General features: G+C 64.4%; 18 protein-coding genes and 1 tRNA gene. 13 read left to right on the plus strand and 6 right to left on the minus strand.

The features are described from left to right. The gene (locus GM676_RS09385) at positions 1 to 990 is read right to left on the minus strand and encodes a DUF2804 domain-containing protein (protein WP_155463260.1); all 990 of its coding nucleotides are present in this window, start codon (positions 988 to 990) and stop codon (positions 1 to 3) included. Continuing rightward, positions 987 to 2168 carry a winged helix-turn-helix domain-containing protein gene (locus tag GM676_RS09390; RefSeq protein ID WP_155463261.1) on the minus strand — a complete coding sequence of 394 codons (1182 nt, stop codon included), beginning with the start codon at positions 2166 to 2168 and terminating at the stop codon, positions 987 to 989. The genes GM676_RS09385 and GM676_RS09390 overlap by 4 nt, the downstream gene beginning before the upstream one ends. Positions 2169 to 2305: 137 nt before the next feature. Here GM676_RS09390 and GM676_RS09395 point away from each other — a divergent pair, with 137 nt between their 5' ends. The 8 genes from GM676_RS09395 to GM676_RS09430 all read left to right on the plus strand — a co-directional run bounded on the left by GM676_RS09395 (position 2306) and on the right by GM676_RS09430 (position 13263). Beyond that, a complete protein-coding gene (locus tag GM676_RS09395) occupies positions 2306 to 4942 on the plus strand; it encodes a sensor domain-containing diguanylate cyclase (protein WP_155463262.1) in 2637 nt (878 codons plus the stop codon). 66 nt (positions 4943 to 5008) lie between these two features. Next, the gene (locus tag GM676_RS09400; RefSeq protein ID WP_155463263.1) at positions 5009 to 6232 is read left to right on the plus strand and encodes an exonuclease SbcCD subunit D C-terminal domain-containing protein; all 1224 of its coding nucleotides are present in this window, start codon (positions 5009 to 5011) and stop codon (positions 6230 to 6232) included. After that, positions 6229 to 10125, plus strand: coding sequence for an AAA family ATPase (locus GM676_RS09405; protein WP_155463264.1), 3897 nt, complete (start codon positions 6229 to 6231; stop codon positions 10123 to 10125). Before GM676_RS09400 ends, GM676_RS09405 begins: the two co-directional genes overlap by 4 nt. A gap of 17 nt (positions 10126 to 10142) precedes the next feature. Next, positions 10143 to 10667, plus strand: a complete 525-nt coding sequence (locus GM676_RS09410) for a putative metalloprotease CJM1_0395 family protein (protein ID WP_229262608.1) — start codon at positions 10143 to 10145, stop codon at positions 10665 to 10667. 42 nt (positions 10668 to 10709) lie between these two features. After that, a complete protein-coding gene (locus GM676_RS09415; protein ID WP_155463266.1) occupies positions 10710 to 10919 on the plus strand; it encodes a hypothetical protein in 210 nt (69 codons plus the stop codon). A gap of 76 nt (positions 10920 to 10995) precedes the next feature. After that, the gene (locus tag GM676_RS09420) at positions 10996 to 11877 is read left to right on the plus strand and encodes a hypothetical protein (protein ID WP_211923198.1); all 882 of its coding nucleotides are present in this window, start codon (positions 10996 to 10998) and stop codon (positions 11875 to 11877) included. Positions 11878 to 11969: 92 nt separating this feature from the next. Then, positions 11970 to 13139: a methyltransferase gene (locus GM676_RS09425; RefSeq protein WP_155463268.1), complete on the plus strand. Its 1170-nt coding sequence runs from the start codon at positions 11970 to 11972 to the stop codon at positions 13137 to 13139. Positions 13140 to 13186: 47 nt separating this feature from the next. Further along, positions 13187 to 13263, plus strand: a tRNA-Met gene (locus GM676_RS09430). Between the two features lie 49 nt (positions 13264 to 13312). On the opposite strand, the gene GM676_RS09435 is transcribed toward GM676_RS09430, so the two are convergent. Further along, complete coding sequence (locus tag GM676_RS09435) at positions 13313 to 14380, minus strand: FxDxF family PEP-CTERM protein (RefSeq protein WP_170304269.1); 1068 nt, start codon at positions 14378 to 14380, stop codon at positions 13313 to 13315. A 193-nt stretch (positions 14381 to 14573) separates the two neighbouring features. On the opposite strand from GM676_RS09435, the gene GM676_RS09440 reads away from it, so the two are divergent. From GM676_RS09440 to GM676_RS09455, 4 genes are all read left to right on the plus strand, one after another. Next, a complete protein-coding gene (locus tag GM676_RS09440) occupies positions 14574 to 16238 on the plus strand; it encodes an acid phosphatase (RefSeq protein ID WP_371866169.1) in 1665 nt (554 codons plus the stop codon). An 82-nt stretch (positions 16239 to 16320) separates the two neighbouring features. After that, a complete protein-coding gene (locus GM676_RS09445) occupies positions 16321 to 16545 on the plus strand; it encodes a hypothetical protein (protein ID WP_155463274.1) in 225 nt (74 codons plus the stop codon). 100 nt (positions 16546 to 16645) lie between these two features. Further along, on the plus strand, positions 16646 to 18055 hold the full coding sequence (gene dbpA, locus GM676_RS09450; protein WP_155463276.1) for an ATP-dependent RNA helicase DbpA: 1410 nt from the start codon (positions 16646 to 16648) through the stop codon (positions 18053 to 18055). A gap of 67 nt (positions 18056 to 18122) precedes the next feature. Beyond that, on the plus strand, positions 18123 to 18893 hold the full coding sequence (locus GM676_RS09455) for an aldo/keto reductase (RefSeq protein ID WP_155463278.1): 771 nt from the start codon (positions 18123 to 18125) through the stop codon (positions 18891 to 18893). On the opposite strand, the gene GM676_RS09460 is transcribed toward GM676_RS09455, so the two are convergent. Next, entirely contained in the window at positions 18894 to 20087 is a 1194-nt protein-coding gene (locus tag GM676_RS09460) for an MFS transporter (protein WP_155463280.1), read from the minus strand. It lies immediately after the preceding gene. Between the two features lie 54 nt (positions 20088 to 20141). Here GM676_RS09460 and GM676_RS09465 point away from each other — a divergent pair, with 54 nt between their 5' ends. Beyond that, positions 20142 to 20966, plus strand: a complete 825-nt coding sequence (locus GM676_RS09465; protein WP_155463282.1) for an AraC family transcriptional regulator — start codon at positions 20142 to 20144, stop codon at positions 20964 to 20966. Here the strand turns inward: GM676_RS09465 and GM676_RS09470 are convergent. Beyond that, positions 20947 to 22431 carry a HAMP domain-containing sensor histidine kinase gene (locus GM676_RS09470; RefSeq protein WP_155463284.1) on the minus strand — a complete coding sequence of 495 codons (1485 nt, stop codon included), beginning with the start codon at positions 22429 to 22431 and terminating at the stop codon, positions 20947 to 20949. The two genes, GM676_RS09465 and GM676_RS09470, sit on opposite strands and share 20 nt — an antisense overlap. Next, positions 22428 to 23141 (minus strand): response regulator transcription factor, encoded by a 714-nt coding sequence (locus GM676_RS09475; RefSeq protein WP_155463286.1) that lies wholly within the window; start codon positions 23139 to 23141, stop codon positions 22428 to 22430. Before GM676_RS09475 ends, GM676_RS09470 begins: the two co-directional genes overlap by 4 nt. Between the last annotated feature and the right edge of the window lie 51 nt (positions 23142 to 23192).

A 23192-nucleotide genomic window follows, 5' to 3' on the forward strand; every position in this document is an offset into this window, starting at 1 on the left:
TTACCAGCGCGATGAATGATCTTCAGTCACGCCCATCAACTGCGTGACCATGCGTTTGGGCTGATCCGGCGCGGCGCGCACCCAGCCGCTGAAGGTGCCTATCGGTTGCAGATAGCGGCTGGCCGCCACCACCATTTTCTTGTTGTCGCGGCGCGCGCCTTCCGGCGTGAAGGTCAGGTCCAGCATGTCGTCCTCGGTAAAAATATGCCACGGCGAGAGCGCATCCTTTTTATCGTACAGGAAGTGGGCCGGGGCCAGCGCAATCAAGTCGCCGTCCAGCCACAGCACATTCTCGTGCGCGCCAAAATAGCCGGCTTGCAGGTTGAAGCCCAGCTCCATATTATGCGCCGAGGCCCAGCGCCATGCGGTGTTCCGCGCCAGCAGACCGTTGGAATAGTCGAAGCTGGCGATGCCGCCATCGAGCTTGTACTCTTCGCGAAAGGTACGCACCTCGCCCCGCATCGGCATGGCGGACGACTTCTGCGTCGCGTGCACCGAGCCTTTTTCTATCGGCCCGGTGGCCAGCAGCAGCGGCGACGGGCTGGGACCGAAGCTGGCGTCGATCTCAAGGTAGTCGCAGCGCAGCGTCAGTTGGTAGCTGCCGTCGCCATTGGCGTCAACCGCGATGTGGCAGCGCTTCGCTTTGAAGCTGCTCGATTCGCCAGCGTGGTTGGCCAGTCTGGCCGAGACCAGCGGCAGGCCGTCCTGCGAAAAGTTGGCCAGCATGTCGCCGTCGCGGCGGTCGAAGGCATAAGCAAAGGCGGTGCTGATCCAGCCCAGATCCACAATCGCCACCGCGCAGAACACCTCTTCCGTGCACAGCGCCACGTAGTGCCAGCGCTTGTGGTGAAAGCGCCGCCACAGCGGGCTGCGGGCAAAGGGCTTGGCCAGCTGGCTCCAGTCGATATTGCCGACCTGGCCGGCGTAGCGTCCAAACAGCGGTTGTCCGTCAGCGGCCAGCAGGCTGGCGGGGGCGGCGGGCAGTGTCATGCAGCTTCCTTTTGCGTTATTTTGATCTGAGGGCACGCATGCCAGTCGGCCAGCCGCTGCAAGGCGCCGTTCACGTCACGCGTGAGGCGCTCGCTGACGCGCACTCCCGGTTCCAATACCAGTGACTTCACTTCGAACACGCCTTGGCGCCGGTGCGCCTTGGCGTCCACGCGGCCAACCAGCGCGCCGCGCCGTAAAATGGGCAGCGTGAAGTAGCCGTATTTGCGCTTGTCGGCCGGCGTGTAGCATTCCAGCCGGTAGTCGAAGTTGAACAATTCCTGCGCGCGGCGGCGGTCCCACACCACCGGGTCGAAGGGCGACAGTATCGTGGTCAGGGTGGGCGCCAGCACGCCATTGGCGGCATCGGCCAGCAACGCCGCATGGTCGGGATGAACGTAGATCGGATCGTCCCAGTCGTCCACCCACGCGCGCAGCAAGGCGCCCTGCTCCACCAGCGCTTCCGGATCGAGGCGCGGTGGCCTGGTGCGGAAATAATCGCCGATCCAGGGCGCACGCGCGCAGCCCATGGCTTTCACGGCTTTCAGCACCAGTTCACGTTGCACCGCCTCCTTGCTTCGCAGCTGGCTGTCATCCCAATGCGGCAGCACGCGTTCCGCCAGATCGTAGATGCGCTGGAAGTTGTGGCGGGCGGCGATCATCAGCGCGCCGGTGGTGAACAGCACTTCCAGCGAGCGCTTCTCCGGCTTCCAGCTCCACCAGCCGCCACCCTGGCCATCGGTGCGTTCAAAGTCCGAAGAGCGCGTCGGGCCGTTGACGCGGATGTGCTCCAGCACCGCCTCCACATCGGCGCGGCGCTCCTTCATCCAGGCAGCCGAATACTTCCAGCCCATGGCCTCCGGCTCCAGCATGCGATGGCGATACAGGCCGTAATCCTCGACCGGAACGAAACAGGCCTCATGCGCCCAATACTCGAACAACTGGCCGGCCGCCAGCGCCTGTTCAAGCCACGCTTGCGGATAGTCGCCCAGGCGGCTCCACAGCACCAGATACGGGCTGCGCGCCACCACATGGATGGTGTCGATCTGCAGCACGCCCATTTGGCGGATCGCTTCCAGCACGTCCGGCTGGCGCGCCTTGCGGCGGCGCGGCTGCAACAGGCCTTGCGCCGCAAGATGCAGCGCCCGCGCGGCTGGGAGGCTCAATAGGGGTTCGGTCATGAGCGCTATTCTAATAAAGAAATCAATATTGCCTGTGAATGGAATGTGGTTTTTTTCGCGCCTTTCACGCCAAGAGCGATATTTCCGGGCAGAATAACCGCAGACCCACGCGCTCATCGAAAGAGGACTGTCAGCCGATGCTCGATTTCCTGCGACGCCTGTACCGCGCCATCCTGTTGCCCGCCTTTGGCGTAGCGCTGCTGGCCTTCATGTGGTTTGCGGTGGCGTATCAGGTGCGGCAGGAGAAGCTGAGCGCCCGTCATGAGGCGATCGCGCAAAGCCAGTCGCTGTCACGCACACTGGCCGAGCACACCAATCACCTGTTGCGGCAAACCGATCACGCCACCCAGCTGTTCAAGCTGAAATACGAGGAAACCGGCGGCGCGCTGCGGCTGGCCGAGTTCTCCCGCAAGAATGGCCTGCTCGATTCCCTGCTGCCGACCAAGCTCGATCTGCCGATGGCCATCCTGAACAGCGAGGGCAAGGTGATCGACAGCATGCACGGCTACTTCTCACCCGAGTTGAAGGAGGCGCCGTTCTTCCAGAACCACGCCACCAATCCGGCCGACGTCTCGCTGGTGTCGACGCCGGTGGTCGACAGCCGCACCAAGAAATGGCAGATCCAGATTTCACGCCGCCTGAATCACGCCAACGGCAGCTTCGCCGGCGCGATCGTGGTGATGATGGACCCGACCTATTTCGTGGAGGATTACGACCGTCTTGACGTTGCACCAGGCGGCGCGGTCATGCTGATCAGCCGCGAAAACGGCATGTCGTCCGCCCGCGTCGACGACCAGGTCCTGATCAGCGACAATATCGACTTCGCCGTGGTGCGCAGCAACACCCTGCCGCCGCAGGAGGAGCTGCTGCTCAAGCGCCCGTTCGACGCCACCACCCGCATCTACGGCTATACCGAGATGCCGCGCTTCCTGCTGATGGCGGTGGTCGGCAATCCCGAAGTGGCGGCGATGGCGCGCTTCGAACGCCGCCGCACCATGTACTACGCCGCCACCGTGGTGGCCTCCGCGTTGGCGCTGCTGTTCATCTATCTGCTGATGCAGCAGGCACGCCGCCTGCGCCGCAGCGCCGGCATGGTGATCGAGGCGCAGTTGATGCTGCGTGCCGCCGCCGACGCCAGCCTGGACGCGGTGTTCCTGTTCAAGGCCTGCCGCATGCGCGGCGCACAGCGCGAGATCCTCGACTTCACCATCGCCGATCTGAATGAACGCGGCGCCCAACTGATGGGCTACCGCAGCGCGGACGTCAAGGGCAAGCGCCTGATCGAAGTGCTGCCCGAGCTGCACTCCAAGGGTTTCGTGGAAAAATATCGCCATGTGCTCGAAGCGCGCCAACCGCTGGAGGAAGAATTCGAGGTCGACTTCCTGCCCAACCGCGACGTGCACTGGCTGCACCACCAGATCGTGCCGATCACCGACGGCGTCGCCGTCAACGTGCGCGACATCACCTCGCGCAAGGAAGCGGAACTGGCGGCGCGCAAGAATCAGGCGGAGCTGGCCGCCGTCAACGACGCCTCGCCGCTAGGCCTGCTGCGCGCCGACGCCACCGGCCACTGTACCTACGTCAACCGCACCTTTGAACTGATCACCGGCCTGACGCGCGAAGAAGCCATTGGCGACGCCTGGATGCGCGCCATCCATCCGCACGACCGGGCCGTGCTGAAAGCCGCGCTCCATCACATGGCGCAAACCCGGGCGCCTTACCAGGACACGCTGCGCTGCGTGCACCCGGACGGCATGATCGTCTGGATCTCGTTCAAGATCGCCACCATGGTGGTGGATGGCAAAGTGTACGGCTACGTCGGCACGGTGGACGACATTACGCATGTCCGCAAGTCGGTGATGGCGCTGCGCGAAAGCGAAGCGCGCCTGCGCACGATTGCCGACACGCTGCCGGCCATGGTGGCGTATATCGATTCCGAACAGGTCTACCGCTTCCACAACCTGGCCTACGAGCGGGAATTCAACCGCACCGGTACCACGGTACTGGGCCGTACCATCCGCGAGACCATGGGGGACGCGCGCTACACCTTCCTCGAACCTTATGTGCAGCGCGCGCTGGCCGGTGAAACGCTGACCTTTGAAGAGGACGACAACAGCGACACCACCGAGCGCACCTACGAAGTGGTCTACATTCCGCAAATGGACGAGGAAGGCGTGAACGTGATCGGCTTCCACGTCATGCGGCAGGACATTACGGTGCAGAAGCGCGAGAAGCAGCGCCTCCTGCGCCTGTCGCAGGTGGATGCGCTGACCGGCCTGACCAACCGCGCCGGCTTCCTGCAAAAGCTGCATGACGCCATGATCGGCGCGCGCGCCAATGGCAACCTGATGGCGGTGATGTACATGGATATCGACCGTTTCAAGCCGGTGAACGATACTTTCGGCCACGCCGTCGGCGATGCGCTGCTCAAAGCCTTCTCGGCGCGCCTGACCCACACCATGCGCGCCAGCGATACCATCGCCCGTTTGGGCGGCGACGAGTTCACCATCATCATGGAGCGCATCCACCGCATCGACGACGCGGCGGCGCTGGCGGCCAAGATCGTGGCCGCCATGCAGGCCGACTTTGACCTCGACGGCACGGTGGTATCGGTCTCCACCAGCATCGGCCTGACCTTCTACCGCGACGAGGACATGAGCCCGGCCGAACTGCTGAACCGCGCCGATGTCCTGCTGTACGAGGCCAAACAGGCCGGCCGCAACACCTTCCGCGCCGGCCCGGCCCTGCTCCATCCCACCAGTAACGCGGCATAAATCAAACCGGGAACGGTCGGCTTGCGCTATATTGAGCGCTTTCCGGCTGTTTGTTGATTTTTTCTCATGCGTTTGCTGCACACCTCCGACTGGCATCTCGGCCAATCCCTGCATAATTTTGAGCGTCACTACGAGCACCAGCGCTTCCTCGACTGGCTGCTGGACGCCATCGTCGCCGAACAGGCCGACGCGCTGCTGATCGCCGGGGATATTTACGACAATGCCAATCCGTCGGCGGCTTCGCAGAAGCAGTTGTACACCTTCCTGCGCCGGGTGCGCGAGCGCGTGCCGCATTTGAACCTGATCGTCATCGCCGGCAACCACGATTCGCCGGGCCGGCTGGACGCGCCCGGACCACTGCTGGAGGCGCACGGTACGCGCGTGATCGGCGCCGTGCAGCGCAATGCCGACGGTGAAATCGATGTGGAATCGCTGGTACTGCCGCTGACCGGACGCGATGGCCTGGTCGCCGCATGGTGCCTCGCCGTGCCATTCCTGCGTCCCGGCGACGTGCCGCGCGTGGCGGCGGATGGCGTCGATCCTTATCTGGCCGGCATCGCCCTGCTCTACCAGCAGGCGTTTGAACTGGCGCAGCGCAAGCGCACCGATGGCCAGGCCATCATCGCCATGGGCCACTGCCACATGGTGGATGGCCAGATGTCCAGCGACTCCGAACGCCGCATCGTCATCGGCGGCACCGAGATGCTGCCGGCCGGGATCTTCGATCCGGCCATTGCCTACGCGGCGCTGGGCCATTTGCATCTGGCGCAAAACGTCGGCAAGCAGGAACACATCCGCTATTGCGGTAGTCCGCTACCGTTGTCGTTCGCGGAAGTGAACTACGCACACCAGATTCTGCGCATCGATCTGGATGGCGCGGCTGTGCGCGCGATCGCGCCGGTGCCGGTGCCGCGCGCGGTGGAACTGCTGCGCATTCCGTCCAGGCCAGCGCCGCTGACGCAGGTGCTGGAAGAACTGACCGCCCTGTCGCCGCCGGATGCGCCGCCCGAGCAACAACCGTATCTGGAAGTACGCGTTCTGCTGGAGCAGCCGGAGCCAGGCCTGCGCGCGCGCATTGAAGCGGCGCTGGACGGCAAAGCCGTACGCCTGGCCAAGATCGAAACCTCGACCGCCGTACGCGGCTCGTCCATCGATAAGGAGGTGATGACGTTGGACCAGCTGGAAAAGCTCAAGCCCGACGACATCTTCAAACAGCTATACCAGCAGCGCTTCGGTAATGAAGCGCCAGCCGATCAACTCAGCGCCTTTGCGGAGTTGATGCTGCCATGAGAATCCTGAAAATCAGCGGCAAGAATCTGGCTTCGCTAGCCGAAGAATTCAGCGTCAATTTCGAATCGGAGCCCTTGGCATCCACCGGACTGTTCGCCATCAGCGGCCCGACCGGTGCCGGCAAGAGCACCTTGCTGGACGCCTTGTGCCTGGCCCTGTACGACGCCACGCCGCGCCTGCTGCGCGTGGCCGGCCGCAATTACCTGGCCGATGTCGGCAACGAAACCGTCTCCACGCAGGACCCGCGCACGCTGCTGCGCCGTGGCACGGCCGAGGGCTACGCCGAGGTGGAATTTGTCGGCAGCGACGGCGCCACCTACCGCGCGCGCTGGAACGTGCGCCGCTCGCGCAACAAGGCGGAAGGCACTTTGCAGCCGACCACCATGTCGCTGCAATTACTGCCGTCCGAGCAGCCGATTGGCGCCACCAAGACCGAGGTGAAAGCGGAGATCGAGAAGCGCATCGGCCTGTCGTTCGAACAGTTCACGCGCGCGGTGCTGCTGGCGCAGAACGAGTTTTCCGCCTTCCTCAAGGCCGAGGACAATGAGCGCGGCGAACTGCTGGAAACGCTGACCGGCAGCACGGTGTATTCCGAAATCTCCATCCGCGCCTTTGAGCGCAACAAGCTGGAACAGGCGGCGCTGCAAAAACTGAATCTGCGCCTGGCCGACCAGAAGCCGCTCACCGCCGAGCAGCGCGCCGGGATTGAAGCGCAAAGCGCCAACGCCGCTGTCGCCTTGCAGGCGCTGGATCAGCAAAAGGCGGAACTGGAACAGGAACTGCGCTGGCATCAGCAAGCGGAAAAGCTCCAGCAGGAAGAGCAGGCAGCACAACAGGCGGCGCAGTCCGCGCAAGCCGCCGTGGCGGAAGCAGCGCCGCGCCGGGCCGCGCTGGCGCTCATCGACGCCGTGCAACCTGCGCGTCCGCTGGCCGAGGATATCCGCCGCATCGATGCGGACATCGCGGGCACCCAAGCCACCATCGTCACCAGCACGCAAAACCTGCAACAGGCGGCGCAGGCGCTGGATCAAGCCAACGCCGCGCTGACGCAAGCTGCCGCCAGCCAGCAGGAAGCGGAAGCGACACAACGCGCCGCAGCACCGCAACTGGACCAGGCCAAGGCACTGGACGCGCGCATCGAGGCCATGCTGCCGGCCTATCGCCAGGCCGCCGCGGCGCGCGACAAAGCCGAGCAAGCCGACGCCGCCGCCACGGCCGCGTTGCAATCGCGTCAAAGCGAACAGGCCCGCCTGGCCGCGCAGCAGCAGGCCGGCGTGGCGTGGCTACAGCAGCACAAGCACTGGAAGGCACTGGCACTGCAATGGGAGCGCTGGGATGTGCTGTTCGTGCAGGCCGGCCAGCAGGCAGCGCAGGCGGAGCGGTTGGCCTCCGGCTTGTCGCGCGTGCAGCGCAACGCGCAGATGCATCGCGACGAGGAAGCCGACGCCAGCGCCAAACTGGCTGCCGCTGTGGAAGCTCTGCAAACGCTGGACCTTCAGCGCCAGCAGGCAGCGCAGGCCATGGCCGCATACTCGGTCGAGGAACTGCAAGCCGCCCGCAGCCACCACGAACAGCGCCGCGACCTGCTGACCAGTGCGGAGAAGATCTGGCTGGAGCTGGCGTCGCGTCAGTCGCGCCACGCGCAGATCGATGCGCAATCCGCGCAGTACCGGCAGGCCATGGCCGCCGCCGAAGCGCAGCTGGCTGCCGCGCAGCAGGAAGGCATCGCCATCATGGCGGCGTTCTCGCAAGCCGAGCGGGCGCTTAAGCTGGCGGAGGCAGCGTGCGCGGTCAACGTGGAATCGCTGCGCAAGTCGCTGGAAGACGACACACCCTGCCCGGTGTGCGGCGCGCTGGATCATCCATATCGCCACAATGACGACAGCCTGCAAACCATGCTGCGCGAGTTCCAGGCCGACGTGGCAGGGTGCCGCCAGCAGATGGAGGCCAACGTCAACCAGCAAGCGGCGCATCGCGCATCGGCGCAGGCCAGCGCGGAGCAGTTGAATGTGCTGGCCGCCGAACAGCGCTCGGTGCAGCAAGCGCTGGAGCGCATCGCCGCCGCATGGCACGCCCACCCGCTGAACGCCGTCGCTGCCAATGCTGCCGTGCTGCCGCCCGAGACCGAGCGCACGGCGTGGTTCGTGGCGCAACTGGGAACCACGCAGAAAGCCTTGCAAGCCATCGAGCAGCAAGAGCGCGCACTGCATGCCGCCCGCATGGCGCGCGATCAGGCGCAAGCCGCGTACGATCGCGCCGCCGCCGAGCACACACGCCTGCAAACCGTGGCCGCCGCCGCGCGCACCGCGCTGGCGCAATCGAACACTGAATACAAAGCGCTGGAAGACCAGCGCATCGAAGTCGCGCTCACACTGAGCGGCCTGCTGTCCGATCTGGACGCAGCCTTCAGCGGCGGCGACATTCCAAGCGAAGAATGGAAAGAAGACTGGAAATCCGGCCCGGCGCGATTCTACGAAGCGCGTCAGGCGGAAAGCAAGCAATGGCTGGCGCAGCGCGCTGCGTACGATGAACGCAATGCCGCCCTGACCGGCTTTGAGGTCGAACTCAAGGCCCTGACGGATGCCCTGACCAAAACCGGCCATGACGTCCTCGCGGCCCGCGAAGCCTTTGCCTTCGCCGATTCCGCCTTGAAAGCCAGCCAGGATCAGCGCATGTCCATGTGGAACGGCAAAGAAGTCCGCGACGTCGAAGCCAGTCTGCAAGCGGCCATCGACAACGCGAAAGCCCGCCACGCCGCCGCGCAAACCGCCGCCCAGCAAGCCACGCAGGCCAAAGTCCGCAACGACGAGGCGCTGGCCCAAGCCGGCAAACAGCTCGCCACACTGCAAGCCGCCGCCAACGCCGCGGCCGAGCGTCTCGCCGCCTGGCTGACCGCCTTCCAGCAGCGCCAGCCCGACGCCGGCCTGCACGATCTGGCGCAACTGCACGCATTGCTGGCCCACCCGGCCGATGTCATCGCCGCTGAACGCGAAGCCCTGCAAGCCCTGTCGCGTGCCGTCGATCAGACCACGACCGTCCTGCAAGAACGCCAGCGCCAGCGCGAACAACACCAGGCATCCGCCCCGCCGCCGCGCCACGCCCCGGGCGAGGAGCCCGCCGTCGCCGGGCCGCGCAGCGCCGATGACGCGATCACCGACCTGTGGGCTGCCAACGAACCAGCCTCCGATGCGCATACGGCAGGCACCCCACTGGCCGAATCGCCAGCCGCCGCCGTCTCCGCCGCACTGAACGCCCTGCTGGCCGAGCGCAAGACCGCCAACGACCACGCCACGGCGCTGCACCTCGCGCTGGCGCAGGATGACGACAAACGCCGCCGCTCGTCCGCCATGCTGGCCGAAATCGAACAACAAGAAGCCATCGCCCAGCGCTGGGCGCGCATGGATGACCTGATCGGCTCCGCCGACGGCAAACGCTTCCGCAACTATGCCCAGCAATTCACGCTGGACGTCCTGCTGGGCTATGCCAACGCCCACCTCAACCACCTGTCGCGCCGCTACCAGCTGGAACGCATTCCCAACGCCGCCGCGCCGTCCCTGGCCCTGCTGGTACGCGACCAGGACATGGGCGGCGAAATGCGCTCGGTGCACTCGCTGTCCGGCGGCGAATCCTTCCTGGTCTCGCTGGCGCTGGCGCTGGGCCTGGCCTCGCTGTCCTCCAACCGGGTGCGGGTCGAATCGCTGTTCATCGACGAAGGCTTCGGCAGCCTGGATGCCGACACCCTGCGCGTCGCCATGGACGCGCTGGACGGCCTGCAAGCCATGGGCCGCAAAGTCGGCGTCATCTCGCACGTGCAGGAAATGACCGAGCGGATCTCGGCAAAAATCATGGTCCAGCCCTCGGCCGGCGGCCGCAGCACAATTAGCGTCATGTAAGCCGCGCCGGTGCTATCATGTCCGGCATGAGCATCGGCGCCGTCCCACCGAGTTCCATCACCGCCACGCCGGCGCGCGAGCTGCCGCCGGTGCAGGCGTCGTCGTCCCCTGCGGCGGCAAGCGAAATCACGCCCACCGCCTCCGCCAGCACCCAGCTATCGCGCGAAGCGCTGGTCCTGATCGACAAGCTCAAAGCCCGCGATACCGAAGTGCGTCAACACGAACAGGCCCACATGGCGGCGGCCGGCGGCCTGGCGACCTCCGGCGCCACCTTTACCTATCAGCGCGGCCCGAATGGCGTCAACTACGCCATCGGCGGCGAAGTCAATATCGACACCTCGCCCGGCGCCACGCCCGAGGAAACCATCCAGCGCGCCCGTACCATCCAGGCTGCGGCGCTGGCGCCGGCCGAACCCTCAGGCCCCGACCGCGCCGTCGCCGCCCAGGCGCAGCAGATGGAAGCGCAGGCCCGCGCCGAACTGGCGCAGCGCACCTACCAGGGCGGCAGCCCGGCGCAGCCCATGGTGGATGTCTACGCCTGAGTGATAAAATCCCGCCTTTGCCTTTTTAGCCAACACGGAATCATGTTAAAAGCACCACGCACCCTGACCTTCAAATGCGCCAAGTGCGCCAAAGCCGTCCAAGTCCGCCTGCAAAAAGTATCGGCTTGTTCGCACATCCAGCCTTACGTCGGCGTTTGCGCATGCGGGGAGGTGCGTCACCACGCCATCGGCCAGAAAGACGCGGTCGAGTCCTACCTGGCGGCGCCGGAAGGCTGGACCCACCACCACTAATTTGCGCCGCGCCCTCAAGTAATCCGATACGATACCGTTAAACAGTTGTAGAAGTTTCATCAAAACGGAATCCATCATGTCTACCATTTCGAATCTGGGCAGCCGCTGGCCCTCCCTGTACAACGGCAGCCAGCAGACCTCGGGCCTGCAAAAAACGCAAGCCTCCACGCCCAGCGCCAAATCCGGCGGCGTTCTGGATCTGGACAGCCGCGTGGCGTCGGTCGGCAACGCGACGGTGGATTTCGCCCAGGATTTCGTCAACAGCTTCGCCAAAACCCTGTTCGGCGACGACGCCAAGGGCGCGGTAATCGATTTCGACTCGGCCAGCCTGGAGGCCTCCTCCAGCTACGCCGTGGGCTATCAGCACACCGAGGGCGCCAATGGCGTCAGCGACGCCGCGGCCTTCAGCCTGACCGACAGCTCGCACTTCATCGGCAAGGGCACCATCACCACCGCCGACGGCCGCAAGTTCGATTTTGAAGTGGAAGTCCAGTACAACTACCAACTGGATGCCGCCGCCAGCCAGACCAGCAGCGCGCCACAGGAGCAGGAGGAGAGCAACCAGCCATCGACCAAGGACCTGCCGACCGTGCAGCTGCCAAATATCGACTTCCCGGGCACGCTGGCGGACCTGTTCAAACTGATCGGCCGCGACCTGCAAACCGCGCTGGCCAGCGACAACGACAATAACAACAAGACCGCCGACGGCATCGACCGCAATACCTTGCGCAATCTGTCGCTACGTCTCCTCAACCTGGTCGACAGCAAGGACACCAACACCTACGCGCCGCCGACGGCTGCGGAAAAAGCCAAGGCCGCCAGCGCCAGCGATGCGCCGGCCGACAAGCCTGCCGACAGCGCAGCCAGCACCGCAGCGGCAACCACACCGGCAGCCGCCGATGCCGCCACAGCGCCAGCCGACAGCGACGCCGCACCATCCACCACGGCCTCCGCATAACCGCAGGCGGCCCGCCTCCCCGGCGACCGGTATAATAGCGCCGCTGCGCAGCCTCGCGCAGCGCGTTCCTATTTACTGTCGATTGCCCCAACATGTCCGCACACACCACCTCCCCGTCCGCCCCACCGCACATCCACTGGGAGGAGAATGGCGAGCAGCGCTCGGCGCGCTGGCGTTCGGAAGCCGGCATGCCGCCGCCGAAGCGCGTGGTCATCGCCGACGACCGTACCAACGCCGACGTAGCCTATCGCCTGGCCTGCGAAGGCACGGCCCTGCTGTGGCGCGGCGACTTCCAGAATGCGCGCCAACTGCTGCAAGCCCTGGCGCGCCGCGCCGACCATAAAGGCGGCAAAGGCAAAAAGGCCAAGCCGGCCAAGATCCCTGCCACGCCGACCGAAGCCTTCCACCTGCATCGCCAGGCCCAATCGCAACGCGCCCGCACGCTGGCCATGCTGCTGATTCCTTTCGACGAGGGCTACACCATTCCGCTGCGCCGCGCGCCAGACGTCAAGCTGGCTTGCAATGAAGCGTATGGGCGTTACGAAGAACCGTTCATCGCCTCGATGCGCGAGCTGCTTGGTTTGATCGGCGCGCACGAATGGCGTCGCACCGGCGTGGAAATTCCAGCGCTGGGCGCGCGCATCCACCCGCACTACGGCGTGTTCTCGCCGGTGCGCGGCGAATACGTGCAAATGGTGGCCGATGCGCCGCTGCCCAAAGGTGCGTCGCTGGCGTTCGACATCGGCGTCGGCACCGGCGTGCTGTCGGCGGTGCTGGCCAGGCGCGGCGTGGCGCGCGTGATCGCCACCGATCAGGATCAGCGTGCGCTCAGCTGCGCGCGCGAGAACCTGGCGCTGCTCGGCCTCGACGACAAAGTTGAGTTGCAGGTCGCAGACCTGTTCCCCGAAGGCCGCGCGCCGCTGGTGGTGTGCAATCCGCCGTGGGTGCCGGCACGTCCAAGCTCACCGATCGAATACGCCGTCTACGATCCGGACAGCCGCATGCTGCGCGGCTTCCTGGCCGGCCTGTCGGCCCACCTGACGCCCGGCGGCGAAGGTTGGCTGATCCTGTCCGACCTGGCCGAGCATCTGGGCCTGCGGCCACGCGCACAACTGCTGGAATGGATCGCCGCCGCCGGGCTGAAAGTGATCGACCGCATCGACGTCCGCCCGATCCACCCGCGCGCCGCCGACGCCACCGATCCCCTGCACGCAGCCCGCGCCGCCGAGGTCACATCGCTGTGGAAACTGGCCACCGCTTAAGCCGGCTTGCGCAATGCGACATACTTGTATATAATTATGGCCTCAGACGCGGGGTGGAGCAGTCTGGCAGCTCGTCGGGCTCATAACCCGAAGGTCACAGGTTCAAATCCTGTCCCCGCAACCAGATTCGATAAGCCGTTGATTTTCCTTAGAAAATCAACGGCTTTTTCACTTTATGCCGCCAGTTTGCGACGACGCGCAAGCAGGCCGCAAAGGGCGAGGCCGCCCAGCAGCATGGCGTAGGTTTCTGGCTCAGGCACCGGCGTCAAAAGAATCGCGCCACACTGGCTGCCGGCGGCATTGCATCCCCATGCAGAAATTTGGCCCGCACCATTCACGTCTTCAACCGACAAGATGCTCCAGGAATTGGGCGTTGCCAGCACGTCTTGCAGATAATAATAGCTGCCGTCACGCCAGATCATGCCGGTGGTGCCGAACTCGTTGTAGCCGACCACCGTCCCCGAATCATCAATGCCTACCGCCCCATACATCGATAACACCTGGTAGTTCCCGTTGTCCCAGACAAAGGACACGGAACCGTTGAACGAGCGGTCGTACTGCATCGTGCCCGCGACTTGACCGGAACTATTAATATCGTGTGCGGAGGACCACCCACTATCAGAGTAGGCGCCACCGATATCGATAATGGAATTATTCTTGTAAATCACGGCGTGGCCGACGCCATTGGCCGCGGTCGCCTGGCCCACCGCGTCCCCCGCAGCGTTCACCCCATAGGCATAACTGCTAGTGCCGCCGCTCAGCGTCCCCAAGTCTTGCGCCGCTCCACCGTTGCTTGAGTAAAAAGCGTGGACTTCCCCCGAGGCGGTTTGAGCCGAGCCTACCACGACTCCGCTGTCATTCATATTGCCCAATGCGCTGTAGCCACCTCCGAGGCCCAGCGCGGTGATGGTGCCGCCGGAGGCAAAATAAACCTGGCTGCCAGGGTAATTCAGGCTGCTGTTCCCTGCAATCTGGCCGGAAGCATTAATTGCCTGCGCATAGACCACACCATTGATGGGCGGCGTGATGGCGGAACTATTACCAGACGTAATAAAAGCCGCAAGGTTCGAACCGACGTAAGTTAGCCCGACCATTTGACCATTTGAGCTGACTCGCCCCGGCGTGGTACTGGTGGAAGTCGCAAACGACTGCACGGTGTATTTAGGCACGGTGCCCGCATGGGCGCTGGCAGCAAAGGCGGCCATGAGCAGCGCACCGATTGTAGTGGTCCAAAGTTTCATCAACATCCTCCATAAAACATTCATTATCCCAGAGTTGTTATTTTTAATGCTCTATTTAACAATATTTTTAAAAAATAATACTTTTGAAATAAAAGCATCCTGATTGTTGACTTACAATGCCGGTTCTTTTCTCCTGTTCAGTTGACCTTTGGCATGTCACAATTTCTTTTTTCCCAGTCTCAAGGAGAAGCGCGTGAAGGAATCCGTGCCGCAGCAAGAAATCCCGACCATTGACGAGCCATCCAACCCTTCCCGTCGCCGCATCTTCCAGGCGGCCGGCGCTGCCGGGCTGGCGACCACCCTGCCGGCGCTGACCGAGGCAGCGCCGGCCAAAGCCACTGCCGTCAAGGGCTCGCTCGACGAGAAGCTCAAGGCCAATATCAAGAACGTGGTGGTGATCTACCTCGAAAACCGCAGCTTCAATAATCTGTTCGCCAACTTCCCCGGCACCGCGCAGCCTTTGTCCGCCGCGCCGGCTGCCGCTTGCGTGCAGCGCGACCGCGATGGTTCGGTGCTGCCTTCGTTGCCGAAGATCTGGGGCGGCATGGTGCCGAATACGCAGGACATCGGCGGCAAAAAGTACGCGATCAAGGAAGACGACATCAAGGGCCTGCCGAACGCGCCCTTCAAACTGATGGACACCGAGGGCAAGCCGCTGCCGGAAGCCGTCATCACGCGCGACCTGTGGCACCTGTTCTACCAGAACCAGATGCAGATCAACGACGGCAAGAACGACGGTTTCGCCGCGTGGGGCAACACCGGCGGCATGGTGATGGGCTACTACGGCGAGACCAATAAAAACCTCGGCCTGTGGAAGATCGCCGAACAGTACACGCTGTGCGATAACTTCTTCATGGCGGCCTTCGGCGGCTCCTACCTGAACCACCAGTTCCTGATCACCGGCCGCGTGCCCGAATACTTCAACGCCAAGGACACCGCGGCCAGGAAGAAGATCGCCGTACTGGATGACGGGCCGACCGGCTTCCGCCTGTCCGTCACGCAGGACTCGCCAGCTTCCGCCATGGATGGCCATCCGAATTTCGTCAACAACGGCGCCATCACCCCGGACGGCTACGCGGTCAACACCATGGCACCGCCCTACCAGCCCAGCTACATCCGCCCGGCCTACGACGGCGATCCGCTGCACGCCGATCCAAAAGACGCCGGCACCCTGCCGCCGCAAACCTACGACACCATCGGCGACCTGCTGTCGCGCAAAGGCGTGAGCTGGGCATGGTATGGCGGCGCGTGGCAAGCCGCCCTCGATGCGCGCGGCGGTGGCGAAAAGCCGAACTTCCAGTACCATCACCAGCCGTTCAACTACTTCAAGCAGTTCGCGCCCGGCACCAAGGCGCGCGAGGAACATCTGCGCGACGGCGGCATGGGCGACAGCCCGATCTCCAACAAATTCATCGCCGACGCGGTGGCGGGCAAGCTGCCGGCCGTGACCTTCTACAAGCCGCAGGGGAACCTCAACCTGCACGCCGGTTACTCGGACATCGAATCCGGCGACGCTCATATCGCCAACGTCATCGAGCATTTGAAGAAATCCCCGCAGTTCAAGAACATGCTGGTGGTGATCACCTTTGATGAAAACGGCGGCTGGTGGGATCATGTGGCGCCGCCCAAGGGCGACCGCTGGGGCCCGGGCTCGCGCATCCCGGCCATCATCGTTTCGCCATATGCGAAAAAAGGCCACGTGGATCACAACTTCTACGACACCACCTCCATCATGCGCTTCATCACCCGTCTGCACGGCCTGCCGCTGCTGGAAGGTCTGAAGGCCCGCAACGAAGCCTTCGCCGCCCGCCGCGCCGCGCCGCCGGGCGACCTGACGGGAGCCCTGAGCTTCCGCTGAGTTTGCGCTTTGTGTTAAACTGCGCGCAATTCTGTAAGCTAACGAAGCCCGACTGCATCAGCCGGGCTTTTGTTTTTTCCCGATGAGAGATAAAAAAGATAACGCTACGTTCGACCTGCCGGGCTTTGCGCCCGCCGCGCCGCTCGAACCGGAAGCAAAGCGTGCGCCGCCGCCGCGCGTGCGCCGTGCCACGCTCAAGCAGGAGCAGCTGGAACTGCTGGAGCCGACCGACACCACCGGCCTGCCGCTCTGGGTGCGCGACGACAATCTCGACCTGACCGGCTTACCGGTATGGAAGCGTGACTGATACGGCACAGCCGCAGTACGCTTCACAAACACCTCCCGCACAGTCCACGCGCCGCCTGTTAGACTGTGTGCCACATCCTTCTTGAACAGGGTCCGCCACCATGACTTCCACCTCCTTCGCCAGCCTGCCGCTGAGCCCCGCCTTCCTGGACAACCTCGACTCGCTCGGCTACAAGGAAATGACGGACATCCAGGCGCAAAGCCTGCCGTCCGTGCTGGAAGGCCGCGACCTGATCGCCCAGGCCAAGACCGGCAGCGGCAAGACCGCCGCCTTCGGCATCGGCATTCTGCACAAGCTGAATCCCGCCTGGTTCGCGGTGCAGGCACTGGTGCTGTGCCCCACGCGCGAACTGGCCGACCAGGTGGCTGGTGAACTGCGGCGCCTGGCCCGCTCCACCGGCAACGTCAAGGTGCTGGTGCTGACCGGCGGCTCGCCAATGCGCCCGCAAATCGCCTCGCTGGAACACGGCGCCCACATCATCGTCGGCACCCCGGGCCGCGTGCGCGACCACCTGGGCCGCCAGACGCTGGACCTGTCGAAAGTCAGCACACTGGTGCTGGACGAGGCGGACCGCATGACCGACATGGGCTTCTACGACGAAATCGCCGGCATCGTCAGCGCCTGCCCGAAACGCCGTCAGACCCTGCTGTTCTCGGCGACCTATCCAGACGACATCCGCCGCGCCACCGACGACTTCCTGGTCGATCCGGTGGAAGTGACGGTGGAAGCGCAGCACGACAACAGCCAGATCGAACAGCTGTTCTTCGAGATTGGCTTCGACCAGCGCAACGACGCCGTGGCGCGTCTGCTGGGCCACTACAAGCCGGTATCGGCCATCGCCTTCTGCAACACCAAGGTGCAATGCCGCGAGCTGGTGGAGTCGCTGCAAGAGAAAGGCTTCTCCGCACTGGCACTGTACGGTGAACTGGAGCAGCGTGAGCGCGACGAGATACTGGTACTGTTTGCCAACCGTAGCTGCTCTGTACTGGTGGCCACCGACGTGGCCGCGCGCGGCCTGGACATCCCCAATCTGGAAGCGGTGATCAACGTCGACGTCTCCAAGGACACCGAAGTGCACATCCACCGCGTAGGCCGTACCGGCCGTGGCGGCGAACAAGGCCTGGCGCTGTCACTGTGCGCGCCGAACGAGAAGAAATGGGTCAAGCTGATCGAGGAATATCAGGGCCAGCCGGTCGAATGGTTCGATCTCGACAGCCTTGACGAAAGCGACTACGCCGTCGATCCGGCGCCGATGATGACGCTGGTGATCTCCGGCGGCAAAAAGGACAAGCTGCGTCCGGGCGACGTCCTGGGCGCCCTGACCGGCGACGCGGGCCTGAGCAAGGAGCAAGTCGGCAAGATCAATGTGACCGAATTCCAGACCTACGTGGCGATCGATCGCCGCGTCGCCTACGACGCCTTCGCGCGCCTTAACAAAGGCAACCCGCTGGGTGGCGATTTTGGCGCCATCAAGGGCCGCAACTTCAAGATGCGCTTTATCGAGGCGTAAATACCCCTTTCGTGGAAGGCGCGCCGCGCGCCCTCCTCCTATGATGGTCAAAACATAGGAGGAAGCCATGAACTACCTGCATTTCGGCCGGCGCACGGTGGAGGAAAGCCTCAAGCGCCTCAAGACCGAGCGCATCGACCTGCTGTGGGCGCACATGGCCGACGGCGCCACGCCGCTCGACGAAATTCTGCGTGGCTTCGATGATCTGGTCCGCGCCGGCAAAATTCACTATGCTGGTCTGTCCAACTTCCCTGCATGGATGGTGTCACGCGCCGACCTGCTGGCGGAACTGCGCGGCTGGTCGCCGGTGGCAGGCATTCAGGTCGAATACAGCCTGGCGGAGCGCGGCGCGGACCGCGAATTCCTGCCGATGGCGGAAGCCTTGGGATTGGGCGCGGCACTGTGGTCGCCACTGGGCGGCGGCCTCCTGACCGGCAAATACCGCGACGGCAGCAAGGAAGGCCGCATGACCGGCTTGGGCGGCGTCCTGCTGCGCACCGAAAAAAGTGACCGCGAGACCGCCACGCTGGATGCGGTGCTGGCCATCGCGCAGGAGCTGGATGCGACGCCGAGCCACGTCGCCATCGCCTGGCTGCTCGATAAAGCGCGCAAGTCCAGCACCGCGCTGGTGCCCATCCTCGGCTCGCGCACGCGCGCGCAACTGGATGGCACGCTGGGCGCGATCAATCTGCGTCTCAGCGCGGAGCAGGTACAGAAGCTGGATCAGGCCAGCGCCATCGTCATGGGAAATCCCTACGATATCGTGGCGCAAAGCGCCGGCAGTATCGCCGGCGGCCGCGCGGAGGCGCTGCGCCAGCAGCTGATTCCGCCAAGGTAATCAGCGCTCGATGTGCGGCAGCAGCACGGTCAGGATGCCGAGCAGCGGCAGGTAGGAGCACAGCTGGTAGACGTAGGCGATGCCGTTGACGTCCGCCAGATGGCCCATGGCCGCCGCGCCGATGCCGCTGACACCAAACATCAGGCCAAAGAAAATCCCGGCGATCATGCCGACCTTGCCCGGCATGAGCTCCTGCGCAAACACCACGATGGCGGAGAAAGCCGACGAAATCACGAAGCCAATAATCACGGTCAGCGTCGCGGTCCAGAACAGATTCACATACGGCAGCGCCAGCGTGAAGGGCGCGGCGCCGAGGATGGACATCCAGATCACACGCTTGCGGCCTATCTTGTCGCCGATCGGACCGCCCATGAAGGTGCCCGCAGCCACCGCGGCGAGGAACAGGAACAGATACATCTGCGCCGACGACACCGACACGCCAAATTTATCGATCAGATAGAAGGTGTAGTAGCTGGTCAGGCTGGACATGTAGACGTACTTGGAGAAGACCAGCAGCGCCAGCACGGTCAGCGCGCCATACACCTTCGCTTTAGGCAGAGGCGACACCGCAACCGCGGCGGCCTTGCGCGGCTGCGCCAGATGATGGCTATGCCAGCGGCTCACGTACACCAGCACCGCGATGGCGGCGGCCACCAGCAATCCAAACCAGGCGATGTTGGCCTGGCCACGGCCGATGATGACGGCAGCCGCCAACACCGGGCCAAGCGCGGAGCCGGCGTTGCCGCCCACCTGGAACAGCGACTGCGCAAAACCGAAGCGCCCGCCCGACGCGGCACGCGCCACGCGCGACGCCTCGGGGTGGAAGGTCGAGGAACCGACGCCAATCAGCGCCGACGACAGCAGCAGCGCATGGAAGGACGAGGCAAAGGACATCATCAGCACGCCGATCAGCGTGGCCACCATCCCCATCGGCAGCAGGAAGGGCATGGGACGGCGATCGGTATAAAGGCCGATCCACGGTTGCAGCAGCGAGGCGGTGCACTGGAAAGTCAGCGTAATCAGGCCGACCTGGGTGAAGCTCAGGCCAAATTCCGCCTTGAGCATGGGGTAGATCGAAGGCAGCATGGCCTGCGTCAGGTCGTTCAGCAGGTGGACCAATGCGACGGCGCCCAGTATCCGCATGACAGTTTCGCCGTGTGGACGGCTGATCGAGGTAGTGGCAGTAGTATTCATGGGATCAGTGTAATATGGTCGCGAATTCCTGATATTCCAACTATCGTCGAATAAATGACAAATTCCGCCCGCAGCAGCGATCACTGTGATTATCAGCGCGTGCCGCGCGTCGTCACCGCCATGGCGCGCGACGAGGTGCACGGCGTCTCGGTCGAACCGCACAGCCACGAGCGCGCGCAGCTGCTGTATGCCACCGAAGGCCTGATGCGGGTGCGTACCGATTCCGGCGTGTGGATACTGCCGCCGCGCCGCGCGCTGTGGATACCGCCCGGCGTGGTGCATCATTGGACGTCGCTCAGCAAGGTCACCATGCGCACCATCTACGTGGAGGCGGCCACGGCTCGGGCCTTCGGCGATAGCTGCCGCGTGATCGAAGTCACGCCCCTGCTGCGCGAGCTGATACTGGCGCTGCTGGACGAACCGATCGAATATCCGATACCGGGACGCGGCGAGCACGTGGCGATGCTGATCCTGTCCGAGCTGGCGGCGGCGGAGACGGTGCCGATTGCGATTCCATGGCCGCGCGACCGGCGGCTGGTGGCGGTGTGCTCGGCGATCATGGCCGATCCGGGCAGCAGCCGGAATATCGAGCAGTGGGCGGATGACGTGGGCGCCAGCGCGCGCACGCTGATCCGGCTATTCCCCAAGGAGACCGGCCTGCATTACCGGCAATGGGTCCAGCAGGTGCATCTGGCCGAGGCGTTCAGCAGGCTGGCGCAAGGCCAGAGCGTGGGCGAGATGGCCACGGCGCTGGGCTACGCGAGTCCGAGCGCGTTCAGCGCCATGTTCCGCCGGATTCTCGGCAAGACGCCGCAGCACTACATGACCGAGTGGCGCACACCGCTGCCGCAGTCGCAGCCTACGCGGCGTCCAGCGTAAAGCGGAACACCGCACCGGCGCCCGGCTCGCTGACCAATGCTATCGCGCCACCGTGCAGTTGCAGGATGCGGTTAACGGTCAACAGGCCAAGGCCGCCGACGCGATACTCGCCTTGCAGCGCGACCGGACGGCGGAACAGGTTTTCGCGCATGGTGGCCGGTACGCCGGGGCCGGTGTCGGCCACCGTGACTTCCACTTTGCCTGCCGCTGCGGGCTTGACGATGATCTCCACCTCGCCGCCGGACGGCGTGTGGCGAATGGCGTTATCGAACAGATTGGTCAGCACGCGTTCTATCATGCCCAGGTCTGCGCGCACCATCGGCGCCGGATGCGGCAGGGTCGCCATCAGGCGGATGCCCTTCTCCTGCGCTTGCAGTTCAAATTTCTGGAACACGTCCTGTATCAGGTCGGACAGCGAAAACGGCTCCAGTTCCGGTTGCACCGCGCCGTGTTCAAGGCGCGCCAGCTCAAACAGGGCTTGCGCCAGCCGCCCCACTTTCTGGCTCTGCGACAGCGCGATGCCGAGGTAATGCTGGCGTTCCGCCGCGGTCAGCGTTGCGTCTTTCAGCGACAGCGTTTCAAGGTAGCCATGGATGGAACCCAGCGGCGTGCGCAAGTCGTGCGAGATGTTGGCCACCACCTCGCGGCGGTCGTTGTCCAGCTGGCGCATGGTCTTCCACTGTTCGTTGATGCGCGCGCCCATGTCGGAGAAGGATTGTTCGAGAATCGCGATCTCGTCGCGCGGGCCGCCGCGCTGCGGTTCGGGCAACGCCAGCTGGTCGGCCCTGGTGTCCAGCTGCTGCATGGTCTTGGTCAGGCGATGCAGCGGGCGCGTGATCAGGCGGAAGGCGATCAGGCCGGCCACCAGCACCAGTGCCGCCACCACCGCCATCGACCACAATGTGGTGCGCAGCACGGAACTGGCGGTGGCGCGCGCCGCCAGCCGGTCGTGCTCTTCGCTTTGCAGGATGACGTAAATGTAGCCGATCTTCTGTTCGCCGGAGCGCAGAATGGCGGCGCTGAAGACTTTGCGTCCCCGATCGCTGCGCGGATCATCGCCCTGGATCGGCAGCGGTTCGTTGTTCAGCAGGCGGCGGATGGGGGCAAGGTCGACGCGATCGCGTTTCAGGTGTCCGGCCGGCGCGGCGTGGCCGACGATGCGGCCATCGTTGTCCAGCAGGTAGACTTCCACGCTGGGATTCACCGACATCAGCTTGTTGAACAGGCGGCGCACGGCAGCGGGGCCAAGACCATCGCTGGGCGGTTGGCCACTGCTGTCTTCATCGGCCTGCATCAGTTGCGCGTCCAGCGCGATGCTGCGCGCCAGCCCGCGCGACAGACCTTGCACCACTTCCTTCTCGTGCATGATGTTGGCGCGGATTTGCAGCCATGCGGAGGCGCCGCAGCACACCAGCAGCAGCAGGCAAAAGGCCAGCGACAGGCGCTGCGACAGTGTCAGGTTCATGACGCGCCGCCGCCCGCGTAGCGGTAGCCCTTGCCCCACACGGTAAGGATGCGCGTTGGGTCGGCCGGATCGGCTTCGATCTTGGCGCGCAGGCGGTTGATGTGGGTGTTGACGGTGTGTTCGTAACCGTCGTGCTGGTAGCCCCACACCTGATTCAGCAGATCGAGCCGCGAGAAGACTTTTTCCGGGTGCTTGATGAAGTGGTACAGCAGGTCGAATTCGCGCGGCGTCAGGTCAAGAGCCTCGCCGTTCAGGTGGGCCTGGCGCGTCAACGGGTCGACACGTACGCCGTTCAGTTCCAGCATGCCGGCGGCCGCGGCCTGGTTGCGCGACATGGCGGCGGCGCGGCGCAGCAACGCCTTCACGCGCGCCACCAGCTCCAGCACGGAGAATGGCTTGGGCAGGTAATCGTCCGCGCCCAGCTCCAGACCGAGGATGCGGTGCACCTCGCTGGAACGGGCACTGGTGATGATGATGGGAGTGTAGGTGGTCATGGCGCGGGCCTGGCGGCAGATTTCCAACCCGTCCACGCCCGGCAGCATGATGTCGAGGATGAGCGCATCCCAGCCGCCGGCGCGCACCTGCGCCAGGCCCTGGCTGCCGTCGGCGCAATGGGTGACCTGGTAGCCCTCGTCCTGGAGGTGCATGCGCAGGAGGTCTGCGATGTGGATGTCGTCTTCGACGATGAGTACGCGTTTAGCTGGTTCCATGACCGTCATTGTGCAGGATTCCTGGGCTGAAAAGTATCACAATTAGTTTAC

Origin of the sequence: Duganella radicis (assembly GCF_009720825.1) — a bacterium.
In the GTDB taxonomy this organism is placed as follows: Bacteria; Pseudomonadota; Gammaproteobacteria; order Burkholderiales; family Burkholderiaceae_D; genus Rugamonas; species Rugamonas radicis.